This is a genomic window from Arthrobacter sp. Z1-15 (genome assembly GCF_054792395.1).
Genome location: NZ_CP096454.1, coordinates 3764856 through 3781512 on the forward strand (window position 1 = coordinate 3764856; position 16657 = coordinate 3781512).

The window sequence follows — 16657 nt, forward strand, 5'->3', positions numbered from 1 at the left end:
AAGCGGCAGCTCGGAATCCATCAGGGGACGGAGCGGTTCAACCTCCACGAGGGCCCGGGCGGAGGTAGCAAAACCAGCAATTCAGCAACAGTGACTGCACGGCAGTGGTGATCTCTGACAGCATTGTTCTCATGTTGCTGCCCCGGGACTTCTTCCAGAGGTTCCTCCCCGAGGGCGACACTCCCCATCTTGGATCAGCCGGCAAGGAGGTGCTCAACGCCCTCAGCTGCGAAAGCCGCGAAGAGGTGGACACGTTCCTCGCCAACTGCACCAAAGGCGGCTGCGCCCTGTACCAGCCGGCGACAGAACAGATGCCGAGCATGTACTCAGGTTCTGCAGCGGACCCCGACGGCCACATCTGGGAGTTCTTCTGGACGGATCCATCCATCCCGGATTAATCGGCACGGAACGGGAGGCCGCACTTGTTTCCGGTAATTTATCCGCGACTCCCGGTGGCGGACCTGGACCGGTCCACGGGGTTCTACCTTGAGCTGGGCTTCTCCCTCAATCAAAAGCTCAGCACCTCGGAGCGTTCGGCCATGAACGTCTCGGCCGCCATTGTGCTGATGCTGGTCCGGGAGCTCCCGGGATCCAACGCCCGTCTGGCGCTGGCCTTTCCCACCCGCACGGATGTGGATGACATCCTGTCCGCGTGCGTCCCGGGCGGCGGTACCGTTACCTCGCGGGCCCGCAGGCGAAGCAACGGAATCTATTCCGGAACGGCTGCTGACCCGGACGGCCACCGCTGGGTGTTCCTGTGCATGGAGGACGGACCCTGAAAGCAGCGGGCCAGGGTCAGGGTCAGGGTCAGGGTCAGGGTCAGGCTCAGGGTACGCGCGGGGCTCCCCGGCGACAACGGCGGGAGCCCTCGGCGGACGGGCATTGTGCCGGCTGCGGCGCAGACGGAGAATCAGACGTACCGCCGCGCCGGCGGAACAAGGGGATGGAGACGCAAAAGGCATGGCACCAACAACCGAAACTCCGGCAGCAGCGCCGCACGCGGCGGACCGGCAGGATGCTATCCGGGTCCAGGGTGCCCGCGCGAACAACCTCAGGGACATCAGCGTGGAGATCCCCAAGCGCCGGCTCACGGCTTTTACGGGTGTCTCCGGCTCCGGCAAGAGCTCGCTGGTTTTCGGAACCATTGCAGCGGAGTCGCAGCGGCTGATCAACGAGACCTACAGTGCCTTTGTCCAGGGCTTCATGCCCAACCTCGCCCGCCCCGACGTGGACCGGCTGGAGGGACTGACCACGGCAATCATCGTCGATCAGGAACGGATGGGCGCCAACCCCCGCTCCACTGTGGGAACCGCCACCGATGCCAACGCCATGCTGCGCATCCTCTTCAGCCGGCTCGGGAAACCATCCATCGGCTCCCCCAACGCCTATTCCTTCAACGTGCCCTCCGTGAAGGCCAGCGGCGCCATCACGGTGGAGCGCGGCGGCAGGACCAAAGCCGAAAAGGCAACTTTCAACCGGCTCGGCGGCATGTGTCCGCGCTGCGAGGGCATGGGCTCCGTCACCGACTTCGACTTGTCCGCGCTGTACGACGACGGCAAAACGCTGCGCGAGGGCGCCCTGACGATCCCCGGCTACAGCATGGACGGCTGGTACGGACGGATCTACACCGGTACGGGTTTCCTGGATCCGGACAAGCCAATCGCGAAGTTCACCAAGCGGGAGCTGCACGATCTGCTCTACAAGGAACCCACCAAGATCAAGGTTGACGGCATCAACATCACCTATGAGGGCCTGATTCCCAAGATCCAGAAATCGATGCTGTCCAAGGATCCGGAGGCTATGCAGCCGCACATCCGCACCTTCGTGGACCGCGCCATCACCTTCACCACCTGCCCCGAGTGCGCGGGCACCAGGCTCAGCCCGGAGGCACGCTCCTCGAAGATCAACGGCGTGAGCATTGCCGATGCCTGTTCCCTGCAGATCACCGATCTGGCGGAATGGGTCCGCGGACTCAACGAACCCTCCGTGGCACCGCTGCTGGCCGGACTTCAGCACCTGCTGGACTCGTTTGCCGCCATCGGGCTCGGCTATCTCAGCCTCGACCGGCCCTCCGGCACCCTTTCCGGCGGCGAGTCCCAGCGGACCAAGATGATCCGCCACCTCGGGTCTTCACTGACCGACGTCACCTACGTTTTTGATGAGCCCACCATCGGCCTGCACCCGCACGACATCGAGCGGATGAACGGACTGCTCCTGCAGCTGCGCGACAAGGGCAACACCGTTCTCGTCGTCGAGCACAAGCCCGAGACCATCGCCATTGCCGATCACGTCATCGATCTCGGGCCCGGCGCCGGTGATGCCGGCGGTGCCGTCTGCTTCGAGGGCACGGTTCAGGCCCTGCGGACCAGCGGCACCATCACCGGGACGCACCTCGATGACCGGGCGCAGCTCAAGGACATGGTGCGGACGCCCTCCGGCGCACTCGAGGTGCGCGGCGCATCCGCCAACAACCTGCGCGGCGTCGACGTCGACATTCCCCTGGGCGTTTTCTGCGTACTCACGGGGGTGGCCGGCTCCGGAAAGAGTTCCCTGATCCACGGTTCCGTGGCCCGGCGGGACGGCGTGGTGGTCATCGACCAGAGCGGAATCAAGGGTTCCCGGCGCAGCAATCCGGCAACGTACACCGGGCTGCTGGAGCCAATCAGGAAGGCCTTCGCCAAAGCCAACGGCGTGAAACCGGCGCTTTTCAGTTCGAATTCCGAAGGCGCCTGCCCGGCCTGCAACGGAGCCGGGGTGATCTTCACTGACCTGGGCGTCATGGCCACCGTGGAATCGACGTGCGAGGAATGCGGAGGCAAGCGGTTCCAGGCGGCGGTGCTGGAGTACAAACTGGCGGGCAGGAATATTGCCGACGTGCTGGGCATGTCGGTGGCGGAGGCCGAGTCGTTTTTCGGCGGCGGGGACGGCAACGGCGACGGCGGCTCCTCCGTGCCGGCGGCGCAAAAGATCCTGGGGCGGCTGGCTGACGTCGGGCTCGGCTACCTGCATTTGGGCCAGCCGCTCACCACACTCTCCGGCGGCGAGCGGCAGCGTTTGAAGCTGGCCACGCAAATGGCGGAGAAAGGCGGCGTCTACGTCCTGGACGAGCCAACCACCGGCCTGCACCTGGCAGATGTGGCGCAGCTGCTTGGCCTGCTGGACCGGCTGGTGGACTCCGGCAAGTCCGTGATTGTCATTGAGCATCATCAGGCGGTAATGGCGCACGCGGACTGGATTATCGATCTGGGCCCGGGCGCCGGGCGCGACGGCGGCCGCATCGTCTTCGAGGGCACTCCCGCCGATCTGACCGCCGGCCGCACCACGCTGACCGGGAAACACCTCGCGGCCTACGTGGGCCGCTGAGAAGCGTCTGGGCACCGGTTGGCTGCGGCTCCGCCCTACCCGGCCGGGGAGACGCAGATGGTGTCCATCGTCAGGGTGGTCGCGCCGTCGCCCTCTGCAGCCGTGAGGGTGACCTGGATGCCGCCGGTCTCCTGCAGCGACGCCGCGTGGGTGCCGCCGCAGGGAATGCTCACCGTGCCCTCCGGCAGGTCCACGCTCCACCGCCGGAGATCCGTCAGCCGGCCGCCGTCGCACTCGATACGGACTTCCGCCCCCGTTGCCGTCCAGTCGGCCAGGAGCGCATTGATACCCGCCTCCACCGCCGGGAGGTCTTCCAGCAGCACCTCCGGCCGGAAACCCTTGCGGCGCAGCGACTTGCCGAGCCGGTAGACGTCAACGGAACCGTGCTCCGTAATCGTGGAGGTCTCGATCGCCAGCGCGTCGAAGTTCGGATTGCCGGCCGCATCCGGCAGGACATCTTTTTTCCAGGCTCCGGCCAGCTGCCGGTTCAGTGCAAGGGAAGCGAGGTGGCACGCGGTGTGCCCGGCGGAAAGCGCGGCCCGGTACGCCGGATCCACTTCGATCCGCACCGGGTCCCCTTCCTGCACTGCCGCTCCGGCCGGCAGCACATGCGCAACCGCGAAAATCCATCCCTCCGTACCCTTCTTCACCGGGATATCGGCTCCCAGGAACAGAGACGTTCCGTCGGTGGCGGCCACGACGGCGTCCTGCACGTCGTACGCACTGCCCGCGGCTGTTTGCAGCACGGCGCGGTCGGCGCCCTGGTCCGGCCAGGCGGCATCCACGGGATGGACCGCCGTGGTGTCCAGCAGGACCGCCCGGGTACCGTCGGGAAGGTCCTGAACGTGCAGGACCTCACCGGTGGATTCCACGGCTCCGGAGGGATAGGTAACTGTTGTATCTTCGGTAGGAAGGCTCACAAGCCCACCCTACCCACTGATTCCGACCTGGCATCGTGACGGCCGTCACTGGATTCTTCATCCGGGCCCACATGGGGGTACAGTTCTAAGTACGACGCGGGGTGGAGCAGTTCGGTAGCTCGCTGGGCTCATAACCCAGAGGTCGCAAGTTCAAATCTTGCCCCCGCAACTCAAATGAAATCCCGATCCGGGTCACCGGATCGGGATTTTTTGTGTTCGCGCATCGATCATCCCCGCGCTCGGCCGGCTCCGTGTAGCCTGTGGCCATGAGTCTCAAACGCCGCGCCCTCCTGCTTGCCGGCATACCGGTCCTTGTGATGACGGCCATCGGCAGTGCGCTGTATGCCCAGGGCGATCCCGACGACGGCCGCAGCACCATAGCCGCGGGTGTGATCATCGGAGCCGTGGCCGGAGCGAGCACCATCTACCAGTTGGAGCGCTGGCCGCTGTGGCGGCAGTCCGCAGTCCACTTCGCCCTGATGGCCGTGACGGTGCTGCCGGCGCTGTTCCTCAGCGGCTGGTTTCCGGTGGGCGGGCCCGCAGACGCACTGAAGGTAGTCGGCATGTTCCTCACCGTCGGAGCGGTCCTGTGGAGCGCCCTGTTCCTGATCATCCGCCAGCTGGAGCGCCGGGCTGCGGCGAACACTGCCAAGGCCCCGGCCTCAGCGCCTTGAATGCGGCGATACTCCCGCGCAGGGGTGGATTTCACTCCCGCCCACCCCTGAGGATGGTCATCTGAACAGTGCGAGGAGGAAACATGAAATCTGTTGCCGATCAGAGCGTCGCCGAGCTGGGTGGACGCCTCAGCGTCCTCTCCCGTCAGAAGAGCGACCATGTGCAGTTGGACGGCCTGCTGCACCGCTTGCGTACGTCCTCGCACGAGGAGCAGCTGCCCGTGCTCATCGACCTCTACCGCCTCGTCTTCCCCCATGCGTTCGCCGAGGAGTCGGTGCTCTGGCCGGTGATGCGCCGCGTGCTGCCCGACGGTGAGGAGCTGACCCTCCAAGTGGAGCAGGAGCATCAGGAGGTGAATGAGCTCGTCACCGCCCTCGAGCGGCTCGAACTCGACTCGCAGGAGCGCCAAGCCGCGCTCGAGAGGTTGGACGAGGTGCTCCGGGAAGACGTCAGGGACGAGGAGGATGAGCTCTTCCCGCGTCTCCAGGAGCGGGTATCTGTGATCCGGCTCAGGCTCCTCGGGCTCGCGTGGGAGCTGGTGAGCCGGATCGCTCCGACGAGGGCACATCCCGTCGTTGCCCGGCGTCCGCCGGGCAACGTGATCGCCGCCCTGCCGCTGTCAATTCTCGACCGAACCCGGGACCGCCTCGACGTGATCCGGATGCGCGGTGGCGGCCCGGCGGAGGGCGCACTGCACACCGCCACCGTTGCTTTGACGCGGGCCGCTCACGCCGTCGAGCACCACCCCGCGATGCGCCGGGGTGAGGACCCGTCGACGCGCGTTCTTTCAAAACCGCGCATGCCGTGGGGCCTGCTTGGCGCGGGGGTACTGGTCGTTGTCGCGGTCTCCATCGCTTTGGCCCGCCGACGGCGCTGCTGAGTTACCCGTGCCTCCTTAGGCCGGGATGGCATGGTGCTGTAGCCACATTTCCAGGACTCCGAGTTGCCACAGCAGGTTGTTTCCGCCGGGGCTGAAATTCGTGTTGGGTGCTGCGAGCAGACTCTCCACATAGTCCGGACGAAAGAGCCCGCGCTGCTTGGCTTCGGGCGCGTGGAGTGCATCGCCGACGGCCGACAGCAGGGGCTCGGCAAGATATTTCAGCGGCGGCACCGGAAAGTACCCCTTCGGGCGGTCAATAATGGAGGGCGGCAGCACCTTCCGGGCAATATCCTTGAGGATGCCCTTTCCACCCTGAGTTGCCTTCAGCTCCGGAGGGCACTGTGCGGCCAGTTCGACGACGTCCTGATCGAGGAACGGGACGCGGGCTTCCAGCCCCCATGCCATTGTCATGCTGTCCACCCGTTTCACGGGATCATCAACCAGCAGCAGGTGTGTGTCGAGCCTCAGCACGGCGTCAAGCGCCGTTTCGGCTCCCGGCGCAGCCATATGTGCTTCGAGCAGGGAACGGCTGACATCCGAATCGCAGAGCCATTCCGGCTCGACGATGTCGGACATCTGGTCATGCGTGCGGTCGAGAAACGCCCCTTGGAAAGTCTCGAGGGCGCTGGCCCGGGCGGCAGAGCCGGCTGGCAGGTGATAGGCATACCCGGCGAAAACCTCGTCGGCACCCTGCCCCGACTGCACTGTTTTGACATGCTCAGACACCGCTTTCGACAACAGATAGAAGCCCGTAACGTCCTGCGTGCCCATCGGCTCCGTCATGGCGCCGATGGTGTCGCCCACCGCCGGCACGATCTCGTTGCTGTCGATCCGGATGCGGCGGTGATCGGTTCCGTAGGCGGCAGCCACAAGATTTGAATACCGGAATTCGTCCCCCTCTTCCCCGCCTGCACTGTCGAAGCCGATGCTAAACGTGCTCACAGGCTGCTGCCCGAGTTCGGCGAGCAGAGCCACGATCAGGCTGGAGTCGACTCCGCCCGACAGCAGGACCCCTACCGGAACATCGGACACGAGCCGGCGCCGGACCGCGGTCCTCAACGCTGCGTGAATCGCATCCTGCCAGTCCTCGGCCGCCCACCCCGCGGTGGCCGGCGTACGGATATAGTCGGGCTTCCAGTACACCCGGTCACGCCTGCTGCCGTCAGGGGCGATCACGCTCACGGTTGCCGGGGGCAACTTGCGGATTCCCCGCAGGATGGTGCGGGGAGCGGGCACGATCGAATGCCAGCTCAGATAATGATGGAGAGCAACTTCGTCTACGGCGGTGTCGATTCCACCGCCGGCCACAAGGGCAGGGAGGGTGGAAGCGAACCGCAGGCGGCCTGGAAGTTCAGCCAGATACAACGGCTTGATGCCGAGCCGGTCTCTGGCCAGGACGACGCGGCCGTGCTGCTCATCGACGATGGCGACGGCGAACATTCCGACCAGGTGGTCCACGAAGTCCTCGCCCCAGCGTGCGTAGGCCTTCAGGATCACCTCGGTGTCACTGGTGGAGGAAAAGGCATAGTCCGCACCCAGTTCCGCACGCAGCTCGGGGTAGTTGTAGATGCACCCGTTGAAGACGATGGTGAGACCACGTTGCGGATCATGCATGGGCTGAGCCCCGGCGTCCGAGAGATCAATAACCGTCAGGCGGCGGTGGCCAAGGGCAGTCCAGCCATTGGTCCAGCCCCCTCCGCCGTCGGGCCCCCTCGGCTCCATAACCTCGGTCATCCGCGCTACCGGACCCCGGTCAGCCTCATACCCGTGGAAGGCTATCTCTCCGGCAATTCCACACATCCGCTGCACTTCCTTTCGCCGGGTGCGCGGGTGCGCACCGAGTGTTTGCCGTGCTGCCGTACCCGGTCTGTCAGCCTGGCTGCCGGCCTGCCCGGGCACTGGGCTTCCGGGCGAGTCAGGACCAATCACTGTAGTTATGGGCGATGCGGGCCAACGGCTGCGGGCGGACATCCCTCGGCGCTGCCTCAGGGAACTCCGCGATGCTGCCCCTGGCCAGGTTCGTGATGCGCACGGCATCGCTGACCACGTCACTGAGGTCCCCGCACTGCAGTGAGGCCCGTTGCCTGTGGCATCCCGTTCCACGGGCAATGACCTGACGCAGGAGGGATTCGGTGATCTCCGCGTCACCCATGTCGGCGAGGGCAGGGCGGACGTACCGGAGCAATGCCAAGGCGACAGTCGAGGCATCCTGAGGAACATCAGTGACCGGATGAAGGAGATTGTCATCCATGCCGAACCTGCTGGCACGCCAGTATGCCAGGCGCAGCTTTGCCGCCGGCATCGGCCGCGGCGGAATGCCCCGGCGCCACTCACGTGCGGCCGTCTCCACCAGTCCGCGCGTCAGAAGCGCCAAGAGAACGGCGTCATCCGAGTAAAGGCAGACGTCGCCGACTCGAATCTCCACTGTCGGATGGTTATGGCTCAACCGCGCGTCAAAATATATCTGGCCGAGGTCGAGAGGAACCGCACAATCAAGAAGGCTCTCGACGAGCGCATGGTAGTTCTCGGCAGTGCCGAAGACCTCCGACGGCCCTGCCATGGGCCACCGGCTCCACGCCTGCCACCTGTAACTGGAGTAACCGGTGTCAGTCCCGTTCCAGAAAGGGGAGTTGCTGGAGAGGGCGATCAGCACGGGCAGCCACACACGGATCCTGTCGAGAACTGCCACTCCTTCGTCATCGTCTTCAACGCTGACATGGACGTGGCAGCCACAGGTCAGCTGTTCCTTCGAGGTGATCGCGAACCGGAGGTCCATCTCCTCGTAACGGGTACCTCTTGTGCAAGCTGGCAGGGCGGGCCGGGGCGACGTGGCAAGTGCCGCTGCCCTCGCTCCCGCGCGCATGGCCGCATTGTCGGTCATCGCCCTGCAGTGCGCCACATCCAAGGCGAGGTCGCGGGCGTTGTCGTGCGGTCGGGTACCGGTCTCGATCTGCTCCTGCTTGATCTCGCGGGTTATGCGGTCATCGACTCCCAGGTCGAACACCGCCTGACCGAGGGGAAGCGGCGTACCGTCCGCTGGATCTACCAGGAGGAACTCCTCCTCAACTCCGAAAGTCCTCATAGCAAGGCCTCGCGGTCCGCGGGCAAAAGACATTCTCCGGTGCAGGCCGATTGGTGAATAGGAGTGATCATCAGTAGCTCCTAGATGAAACTGACACTGGCTGCTGCTTAACCGAGGTGCCGTCCTGTAATACTAAGCCTGCTTATTACCCTAGGCAAACGTTACCTGCGCCCGAAAGGGGTCTGTGTAAGAACAGACCCAGCACCTGGCGCGAGTGGGTTGCCCGGCGGTGACTCGCTCTGGCTCTTCGTCAAGAATGTGGCACCCTTCGCTGCAGGAGCTTGAGTCTAAAGTGGCCGCGCTGCTCGCACCGGTCTCAGCTCAGAACACCCTTCAACGGGGTCGGCGAGCCGGTTACGGTGCGGGCGGGAAGCCGTCTCTGGGCCACCAGACCGGCAGCAGGTGGCGCAGCGAGCCCAAACGCGCCTCGACGTCGTCGTCAGCGCTCGCCACCCACTCCCCGAACCAGGAAGCGTAGCCGCCGCCGAGGAAGGCGGCTGTGGCGTCAAAGTCCAGGGGCACCGGCGGCACACCGTGAGCGTGCCAAACGTGCAGCGCCAACAGGATCCGCACCTTCAGCTGGTCGGCCAGGATCCCCAGGAAGGCCTCGGTGGCAAAAAGCGTCCGGTAGACACGTTCCTCGGCCTTGGTGTGCTGCAGGATCTGCCGGATGGACTCGACGTACAGGTCTCCGATCTCCGCGACGGTCCGGCCCGTTCCGCGCTGGTCCAGCTCCACAGTGCCCAGCCGGTCCACGACGCCGGCGTACACCGATGCGGCAAAGTCAAAGATGTTGCGGTAATGACCGTAGAAGGTGGTGCGGTGCACCTCAGCCTGCCTGCACAGTGCTGCCACGCTGATCTCCGCCAAGTCGTGCTCCCGCAGCAGTTCCCAGAGTCCGGCCTCCAGAGCTTCCCGGGTACGGGCCGTCCGCGGCTCATCAGGGGGTGAGCGCCGCAGGGGCGTAGTTTTGTCCGTTCCAGGCATGGAACTCATCTTCTCAGATACACGGAAGGGCCCCGCCGAAGCGAAGCCCTTCCGTGCTGCGGCGCCGGGGGACGCCGCAAACTTACAGATGTAGCTGGCCCTAGTGGTTGGCCAGGCCGGCTGTTTCGCCTCCGTCAACAATGAATTCGGCGCCGGTGGAGAAGCTGGAATCGTCACTGGCCAGGAAGAGGACGGTCCGGGAGACTTCCTGCGCCTCGCCCATGCGGTGCAGGGCGACGTGGTTCATGGGGTTTTCCATGCCTTCGGTCATCGGAGTCTTGATGACGCCGGGGTGGACCGAGTTGACGCGGATGCCGTACTTGCCCAGATCCAGGGCAACGGACTTGGTCAGCCCGCGGACGGCGTACTTGGTGGCGGTGTAGCCCGGCAGCTCCACAAATCCCTGCAGGCCGGCGGTGGAGGAAATGTTGATGATCGAACCGCCCTTGGATTCCTTCAGCGCCGGGATGGCGGCCTTGATGCCCAGGAACACGCCGTTGAGGTTGATGTTCACAATGCTGTTCCACTGCTCGAACGTGTAGTCCTCAATGTGCCCGAAGTTGGCGATGCCGGCATTGTTGACCAGCACGTCCAGCCCGCCGAACTCGGTGACTGCGGTCTGCACAGCGGCGTTCCAGTCCTCGGCCCTGGTGACGTCCAGGTGTACGTAGCGGGCGTTGTCGCCGAGCTCCTCGGCGGTCTTCCTGCCGTCTTCATCGAGAATGTCGCCGATGACGACCTTGGCACCTTCGGCCACCAGCAGCCGGGCATGCGAGGCGCCCATGCCCCGTGCGCCGCCGCTGATTAGTGCCACTTTGCCGCTTACGCGTTCCATACCGCTTCTCCTTCAGATAAGTATGATCCTGACTTATTCAACACCTGTAGAAGAAGTATCGATGCCCCGAAAGCCATAAATGTGACGGGAGAGACAGTTGCTGGATTTCACGGCCCTCGCCCGGGCGGGGCGGTCATGCGGCACCGGGAAAGCCGTCACGCGGCCACCACGGCGGAAGGAGATGCGGCAGCGACGCCAGCTGCGCTTCGACGTCGTCATCCTCGCCGGCAGCCCACTGCTCGAACCAGGAAGCGTAGGCGCCGCCCAAAAAGGCCGCCACGGTATCCAGGTCAAGGCCGGGCACCAGCCCGTGCGCGTCCCACACGTCCAGAGCCAGGCGGAACCGGCACCTGAGCCCGTCCGCGAGCACTCCCGGAAAGGAGCCGGTGGAAAACAAGGCCCGGTAGACCCGCTGTTCGGACCGGATGTGCCGCAGAATGTGGCGGACAGCGTCGACGTAAAGGATGCCCACCTCTTCTCGGCTGAGCCCGTCCCCGTCAAGATCGACGTCAACCGCACCCAGCTTGTCCACAGCCCCCGCGTAGAAGGAAGCCGCGAAATCGAAGATGCTGCGGTGGTGGCCGTAAAACGTAGTGCGGTGCACTCCCGCCCTGCGGCAGAGCGCAGCAACACTGATGTCCGACAACTCATGGTCGCGCAGCAGTTCCCAAAGCCCGGATTCCAAGGCTTCCCGTGTGCGTACAGTCCGCGGTTCCCCGTCCGCGGGACGGTCCGTTCGGAACGGCGTTTCCGGTGCTGGCATGGGTTCCATCCTCTCAGATACACGGAAGGGCCCCGCCGAAGCGGAGCCCTTCCATGCCGCGGCGCTGGGGGACGCCGCGGGGATGGTGTTCTTGGTTATTCAACACCTGTAGAAGAGACTCTAGCGGAGAATACCCTTCGGAGCACAAACCGCTGCCGGGGCGTGTCGCCGTGAGCTGCGGTCAGCCTGCTTCAGCGGGCCTCGCCCGGTGCCGCGGAGGCAGCGGAATGATGGGCGAAGTCCGCTGCTGATACTGCAGATAGCCCGGATGCCGGGCCCGGGAAATACTCTCGGTAAAAACCGTGGATCCGGCAAAGAGCAGGGTCAGCAGCACGGCACCCAGGACGGTCCAGTGGAACCAGTTCCCGGTGGCCGCAACGGCAAAGCCGTAAAATAGCCACCACTGCGCCTGCTCAAAGAAGAAATTGGGATGACGGGAAAAGCGGAAGAGCCCGGTCTGCAGGAAATCGGGGCGCGGAGTGCGGCCCGCCCTGCGCTCGGCGGCCTTCCACTGGTGAAAGTCCCATTGCTGCTGGTCGGCAACGCTCTCGCCCGCCAGAGCGACGGCAAACAGGACGGCCAGGATCCAGTCCCCCGTGTTCAGCGGGCCGGGATTCCGGTAGACCGTGAGGGCCGGAAGCGTCATCAGGAAGATGATGACGTTCTGATAGACGCTGATAAACAGGAGATTGAAGAGGGCGAACTGCCACGGTTTCAGCCGTTTTTTCAGGATCCCCCACCGGTAATCCTCGCCGCCGGGCGCATAACCGCCCTTTCGCGCAAAGTTAAAGGTCAGCCGGGCTCCCCAAAGCGTCACCAGCACGGCCATCAGCACCGGGCGCCCCTCAAAACCCGCCGCTGCCGCGAAAACCCACACATAGGCCACGGGCGCCACCGACCAGATGCGGTCGGTCCAGGAGTACTCGCGGGTGACGAGGGACAGCACCCACGTTCCGGCGGTGACGGCGGCGAAAATCCACAGGCAGACCATGACCGGGTTCATGTTTGGAGAATACGCGCGCGGGACACGGCGGGGAAAGCTGCAGGACCCGTGGACCCGTGAACCGCCGCAACCTCAAACCTTCCCTGCGGGCGCGCCTGCTAGCCTAGCCGGACCGGCAGTTGGGGGCTGCAGGCGCATCTGGCCCCGCCGCCGCTTCAATGCAGCGAAAGGGATCAGCATGCAGTCAGGACGCCGTCGACCTCGTCAGGACCCGTTGAGCCGGCGACCCCTGCGGCCCGGAGCAAAGCGGTCCGGCACAAAGCGGCCCGGCAGGCCGCATCCCGCGGCGGCTGCGGCCGCCGCCTTGCTGATCGTTCTGACCGCCTGCAGCGGTGCCGGCGCGCAGGAGGACGCCGCAGCAGACCCGACCGGCACCGCAGGCACCACCGCCCCGGCCACCCTGCCTTCCGCCGTCGCGCTGCCTGACACCCCGGTGGGACTTCAGGCGCAGTGGGTCCTGGACCTGATTAATGCCGAAACGGCGGTGGAAGGCGACGGATTCGAGGCAAACTTCGCCGCAGTTATTCTGCAGGACCTGCCCGCCGGGGAACTGGCGAAAGTTCTGGAGCAGGTGCGTTCGGAGGGACCGTGGACTCCGGCGAAGGTGGACGCAGTCGCCGGGCAGGGCGTTTTCACGCTGAGCGGCAGCACCGGTGAGCTGGTGGACCTGCAGCTGTCCGTTGATGAGGCCGGCCTGATCAACGGTATTTTCTTCGGTCCCGGCACTCCCGCCCGCACACCGGCTGCCGGCTGGGAGGAGTTGAAGTCCAGTGTTTCCGCGCTGCCGGAGGGCACCGGGCTGGCGGTCTTCCGCGTGGCGGACGGTTCCGCAGTTGTGGACATCGATTCAGCGGCAAGCAAGCCGCTGGGCTCGATCTTCAAGCTCTATGTGCTGACCGCGGTCACGGACGCCGTGGCTGCGGGCACCCTGGGCTGGGACAGCCCGCTCACGGTCACCGATGACCTGCGCAGCCTGCCTTCCGGGGACCTTCAGGACGCTCCCGCCGGCACCGCAGTCACTGTCCGCGAAGCGGCCCTGAAGATGATTTCCATCAGCGACAACACGGCCACGGATCTGCTGATCAACGCAGTGGGCCGCGATGCGGTGGAGCAGGCGCTCTTCGACACGGGCCATTCCGACCCGGACCGCAACCGGCCGTTCCTCACCACCCGGGAGCTGTTCCAGCTTGGCTGGGGCGTGGAGGAGTCACTGCGCGGGCAGTGGGCGGAAGCCGACGTCGAGGGTCGCCGGGCGCTGCTGGAGAACCTCCCGAAGGGGGTGCTGGATATTCCTGCCGAGGCGGTCTCGACGGCGGTCTGGCAGCAGGGCCTGGACTGGTTTGGCACAGCTGATGACGTGATGCGGGTGCATTTGGCCCTGCAGGAGCGGGCCGGGACGGAAGCCGGAGCACCGCTGCGCGAGATTCTTGGTACCAACAACGGTCTGGGACTGGAGGTCGGCGGCGACTTGAGTTACATCGCGTTCAAGGGCGGCAGCGCCCCGGGTGTGATGGCAGGATCCTGGTACCTGGAGCGCAGTGACGGTGAACGGTTTGTCGTGGTGCAGCAGGGAGTCAGCGATACGCCGGAAGACGTGGCCAATGCCGGGGCTTTTTTTGGTCCGGCGCAGGACGCCGTCACCCTGCTGGCAGCCGAGGCCGGCAAGTGAGCCGGGGCCGGGGCTTACCGACGGCGGCCGGAAGCGCCGGCGGGTGACTTCCGTACTGCTGCGGCCCTGGCAGCAGGCCGACGCCGGAGCCCTGGCGGCCGCTTACCGGGACAGTGCCGATTTGGAGCGGCAATTGCGTGCGGACGCCGCAACAGCCGACGGCGCGGAGCGCATCATCCGGAAGGATCTGGGCTGGGATCCGCAGACCGCGTGCAATCTGGCCATCCTGTGGGACGGCACGGCCGTGGGTAATGCCGGCATCAGCAGCATCGACGTCCGGCACGGCACCGCCTGGACGTACTACTGGCTGGCCGGGGCGGCGCGGGGCAGGGGGCTAGCGGCGCGGGCCGTTGCGTCCCTGGCGCACTGGGCGTTCGCCGAACTGCAGCTGCACCGCCTGGAGCTGGGCCACCGGACCAACAACCCGGCGTCCTGCAAGGTGGCGGAATCCGCCGGTTTTGCTGCAGAAGGAATCCAGCGCGAAAAGCTGCGGTACGGCACCGGCCGCTTCGATGTGGAAATCCACGCTCGGCTGGCCACCGACCCGGTTCCGGAGCTGCAGCGGATCGACCTGCAGCTTCCCTGAGCAGGGAGCTGCAGCCCTGCGCCGCGCTGCCCGCGGCAGCGGCAGCGGGCCCTGCGCCCCCAGGACAGCGCGGCAGTACGGGCTAGTGGTTCGCCGTGTTCCGGGCAGCAAGCGCGTTGAAGAGCGAGGCGGCCGTCGCAGCATGTCCAACCGTGACTGTCAGGCTCTTCCCGCCGCAACCGTGTACCCGGAGCGCTTCGCCGTTGCGGAAGATCAGACCAACGGAGCCCGCTCCGCCAACCCGGATCCCCCACCCGAGAAACTCCGCGGGACCGCGCACAGTAATCACCTCGGCAGTTGCCCCCCGGCCGGCCGGAACATGGAACCGCCCCAGGCCGAGCAGCGTGGTGCAGGTCAGCCCGCGGCTATCGACCGTAACAGTCCACCGTCCGGTGACGATCCCGAGCGCCAGAAGGACCGCTCCGGGAACAGCCAGGAACCAGAGCGGCGTAGCCAGCCCGAGGATGAGCAGGGCCAAACCCGGAATGCCTCCGCCCAATAGGCACACCCAGGCGGTGGCTGCGGTGGTCCAGACGGCGCGCTCCCCCGGAGCCAGATCCAGCGCCGGTACCGGAACACCGGCAGAATCCGGTGCTGCCAGCGGCCGGCTGCCGGCGACGACGGCGGCCAGCAGGCCGTAGGCGAGGCTCAGGAGAGCAACAAGTGCCGTCGAGGAACGCGGATCCGGCGCCTGCAGCGGATCGGCAAGGCCCACCTGGCCGCTGAGCATCGCGGGGAGGGCTGCGGCAAGGAAGACGGCGACACCGGACAGAACACCAACGGACAGCCGGCGGCCCCACCCGGCCAACCTGCCGGACCACTTCAGCACCGCCAAGACGAACAACACCGCTGCAGCCGGAACGGCCAGGGACAGCATGCTGAGCCATAAAGGACTGACCGTAGTGACCCCGCCCGTGGACCAGTTCCACTGCTGGGCCACATCCGCGGGAAGCCGTGTGCTCCATCCTGCGACCACTGCGAGCGCACCCAGCAGCACGGCTGCGCTCGGCAGGAAAACCCCCAGCCAGAACCGGGGGTCCGGGTCTTCCTGCATGCGGGGGCCGGAAAGGTGGGTCGTCATACGGCGGTTTCCTTTTCAAGGCGTTGGCGGAAGAGAGCAAGGATCGTTTCGGCGGACAGTCCAAGTCCGGCCAGCTGTGAAGCGGCGTCATCGAGGATGTGCAGCGCGTGGTCCCGGACGGCAGGGGCGGGGGCAATGACAACCGCTCCCCGTCCCCGCCGCAGCTCAATAAGTCCCTGGCTGCGCAGGTCCTGGTACGCATGCAGGACGGTATGCAGGCTTACTCCCAGTGACTCCCCGAGAGCTTTCGCGGCGGGCAGCCGTTCGCCGTTGGCGAGCGAGCCGTCCAAGATGCCCTGCCGAACGGCTAACGCACCATCCGGAGAACGGGAATATCGTGCGCCGTCGGGCTGCCGGCCACCTGCGCACCGTCGGGGCGGAACCCGTTGCGCCGGTAAAAGGCCTGTGCCCGCGGGTTCTCGGCTGCCACCCACAGCTGTGCGGGGCCCTCCCCCGCCACCGCCTCCAGAAGCGCCTGCCCGACGCCGGTGCCGTGGTGCGAAGCCAGGACGTAGAGCATGAACAACTGCCGTTCCCGCACCGGGGGAAAGGCCGAATGTTCCTGTACCGAGGAAGGCCCGGCCATGGCCAGGCCGACCAGCTCCCCGCCGGCCTCCGCCAGCGCGCTGCTTCGCAGCGGGGAGTCCCCGGCTGAGATACGCTCCCACAGCGGAACGAGCGACGCAGCGGTGAAACCGTCCCAGAAACTGCCGTCCACCTGTCCGGTGTACGTTTCCGTCCAGCAGCGGTGGTGCACACCTGCGAGCGCGGGCGCGTCAGCGGCTGTCGGCGTCCTCAGGGTGAAGTTCATGG

Annotated in this window: 17 protein-coding genes and 1 tRNA gene; 8 read left to right on the forward strand and 10 right to left on the reverse strand. The window is 65.9% G+C overall.

The window, feature by feature from the left end; genetic code table 11:
* Positions 1-131 precede the first annotated feature (131 nt).
* From M1D40_RS17510 to M1D40_RS17520, 3 genes are all read left to right on the forward strand, one after another.
* Entirely contained in the window at positions 132-398 is a 267-nt protein-coding gene (locus tag M1D40_RS17510) for a VOC family protein (RefSeq protein ID WP_461169667.1), read from the forward strand.
* Positions 399-422: 24 nt separating this feature from the next.
* Positions 423-779, forward strand: a complete 357-nt coding sequence (locus M1D40_RS17515; RefSeq protein ID WP_461169668.1) for a VOC family protein — start codon at positions 423-425, stop codon at positions 777-779.
* A 181-nt stretch (positions 780-960) separates the two neighbouring features.
* Entirely contained in the window at positions 961-3363 is a 2403-nt protein-coding gene (locus M1D40_RS17520) for an ATP-binding cassette domain-containing protein (RefSeq protein ID WP_461169669.1), read from the forward strand.
* A 35-nt stretch (positions 3364-3398) separates the two neighbouring features.
* Here M1D40_RS17520 and M1D40_RS17525 read toward each other — a convergent pair whose 3' ends face one another.
* Positions 3399-4283 carry an alanyl-tRNA editing protein gene (locus M1D40_RS17525; RefSeq protein WP_461169670.1) on the reverse strand — a complete coding sequence of 295 codons (885 nt, stop codon included), beginning with the start codon at positions 4281-4283 and terminating at the stop codon, positions 3399-3401.
* Between the two features lie 95 nt (positions 4284-4378).
* Here M1D40_RS17525 and M1D40_RS17530 point away from each other — a divergent pair.
* The 3 genes from M1D40_RS17530 (at position 4379) to M1D40_RS17540 (ending at position 5838) form a co-directional block, all read left to right on the forward strand.
* Positions 4379-4452: transfer RNA gene (locus M1D40_RS17530), tRNA-Met, on the forward strand.
* Positions 4453-4549: 97 nt separating this feature from the next.
* Entirely contained in the window at positions 4550-4957 is a 408-nt protein-coding gene (locus tag M1D40_RS17535; protein ID WP_461169671.1) for a DUF3021 domain-containing protein, read from the forward strand.
* A gap of 83 nt (positions 4958-5040) precedes the next feature.
* Positions 5041-5838 (forward strand): hemerythrin domain-containing protein, encoded by a 798-nt coding sequence (locus tag M1D40_RS17540; RefSeq protein WP_461169672.1) that lies wholly within the window; start codon positions 5041-5043, stop codon positions 5836-5838.
* A gap of 15 nt (positions 5839-5853) precedes the next feature.
* Here M1D40_RS17540 and M1D40_RS17545 read toward each other — a convergent pair whose 3' ends face one another.
* The 6 genes from M1D40_RS17545 to M1D40_RS17570 all read right to left on the reverse strand — a co-directional run bounded on the left by M1D40_RS17545 (position 5854) and on the right by M1D40_RS17570 (position 12508).
* Positions 5854-7638 carry an N-acetylglutaminylglutamine amidotransferase gene (locus tag M1D40_RS17545; RefSeq protein ID WP_461169673.1) on the reverse strand — a complete coding sequence of 595 codons (1785 nt, stop codon included), beginning with the start codon at positions 7636-7638 and terminating at the stop codon, positions 5854-5856.
* 115 nt (positions 7639-7753) lie between these two features.
* Positions 7754-8920, reverse strand: coding sequence for a glutamate--cysteine ligase (locus tag M1D40_RS17550; RefSeq protein ID WP_461169674.1), 1167 nt, complete (start codon positions 8918-8920; stop codon positions 7754-7756).
* 354 nt (positions 8921-9274) lie between these two features.
* The gene (locus M1D40_RS17555) at positions 9275-9907 is read right to left on the reverse strand and encodes a TetR/AcrR family transcriptional regulator (RefSeq protein WP_461169675.1); all 633 of its coding nucleotides are present in this window, start codon (positions 9905-9907) and stop codon (positions 9275-9277) included.
* A gap of 100 nt (positions 9908-10007) precedes the next feature.
* A complete protein-coding gene (locus M1D40_RS17560) occupies positions 10008-10742 on the reverse strand; it encodes a glucose 1-dehydrogenase (protein WP_461169676.1) in 735 nt (244 codons plus the stop codon).
* A gap of 133 nt (positions 10743-10875) precedes the next feature.
* Complete coding sequence (locus M1D40_RS17565) at positions 10876-11505, reverse strand: TetR/AcrR family transcriptional regulator (RefSeq protein WP_461169677.1); 630 nt, start codon at positions 11503-11505, stop codon at positions 10876-10878.
* A 181-nt stretch (positions 11506-11686) separates the two neighbouring features.
* A complete protein-coding gene (locus tag M1D40_RS17570) occupies positions 11687-12508 on the reverse strand; it encodes a DUF1295 domain-containing protein (RefSeq protein ID WP_461169678.1) in 822 nt (273 codons plus the stop codon).
* 304 nt (positions 12509-12812) lie between these two features.
* Between M1D40_RS17570 and M1D40_RS17575 the strand changes: the two genes are divergently transcribed.
* Together M1D40_RS17575 and M1D40_RS17580 are read left to right on the forward strand one after the other, a co-directional pair.
* Positions 12813-14177 carry a Cpe/LpqF family protein gene (locus M1D40_RS17575; RefSeq protein WP_461169679.1) on the forward strand — a complete coding sequence of 455 codons (1365 nt, stop codon included), beginning with the start codon at positions 12813-12815 and terminating at the stop codon, positions 14175-14177.
* Between the two features lie 43 nt (positions 14178-14220).
* Entirely contained in the window at positions 14221-14763 is a 543-nt protein-coding gene (locus tag M1D40_RS17580; protein WP_461169680.1) for a GNAT family N-acetyltransferase, read from the forward strand.
* Between the two features lie 82 nt (positions 14764-14845).
* On the opposite strand, the gene M1D40_RS17585 is transcribed toward M1D40_RS17580, so the two are convergent.
* From M1D40_RS17585 to M1D40_RS17595, 3 genes are read right to left on the reverse strand one after another with little or no spacing between them, the layout of a single operon-like run.
* A complete protein-coding gene (locus M1D40_RS17585; RefSeq protein WP_461169681.1) occupies positions 14846-15844 on the reverse strand; it encodes a serine/threonine-protein kinase in 999 nt (332 codons plus the stop codon).
* On the reverse strand, positions 15841-16134 hold the full coding sequence (locus M1D40_RS17590; protein WP_461169682.1) for a GntR family transcriptional regulator: 294 nt from the start codon (positions 16132-16134) through the stop codon (positions 15841-15843). The genes M1D40_RS17585 and M1D40_RS17590 overlap by 4 nt, the downstream gene beginning before the upstream one ends.
* Before the next feature lie 17 nt (positions 16135-16151).
* Positions 16152-16655 carry a GNAT family N-acetyltransferase gene (locus tag M1D40_RS17595; protein ID WP_461169683.1) on the reverse strand — a complete coding sequence of 168 codons (504 nt, stop codon included), beginning with the start codon at positions 16653-16655 and terminating at the stop codon, positions 16152-16154.
* Between the last annotated feature and the right edge of the window lie 2 nt (positions 16656-16657).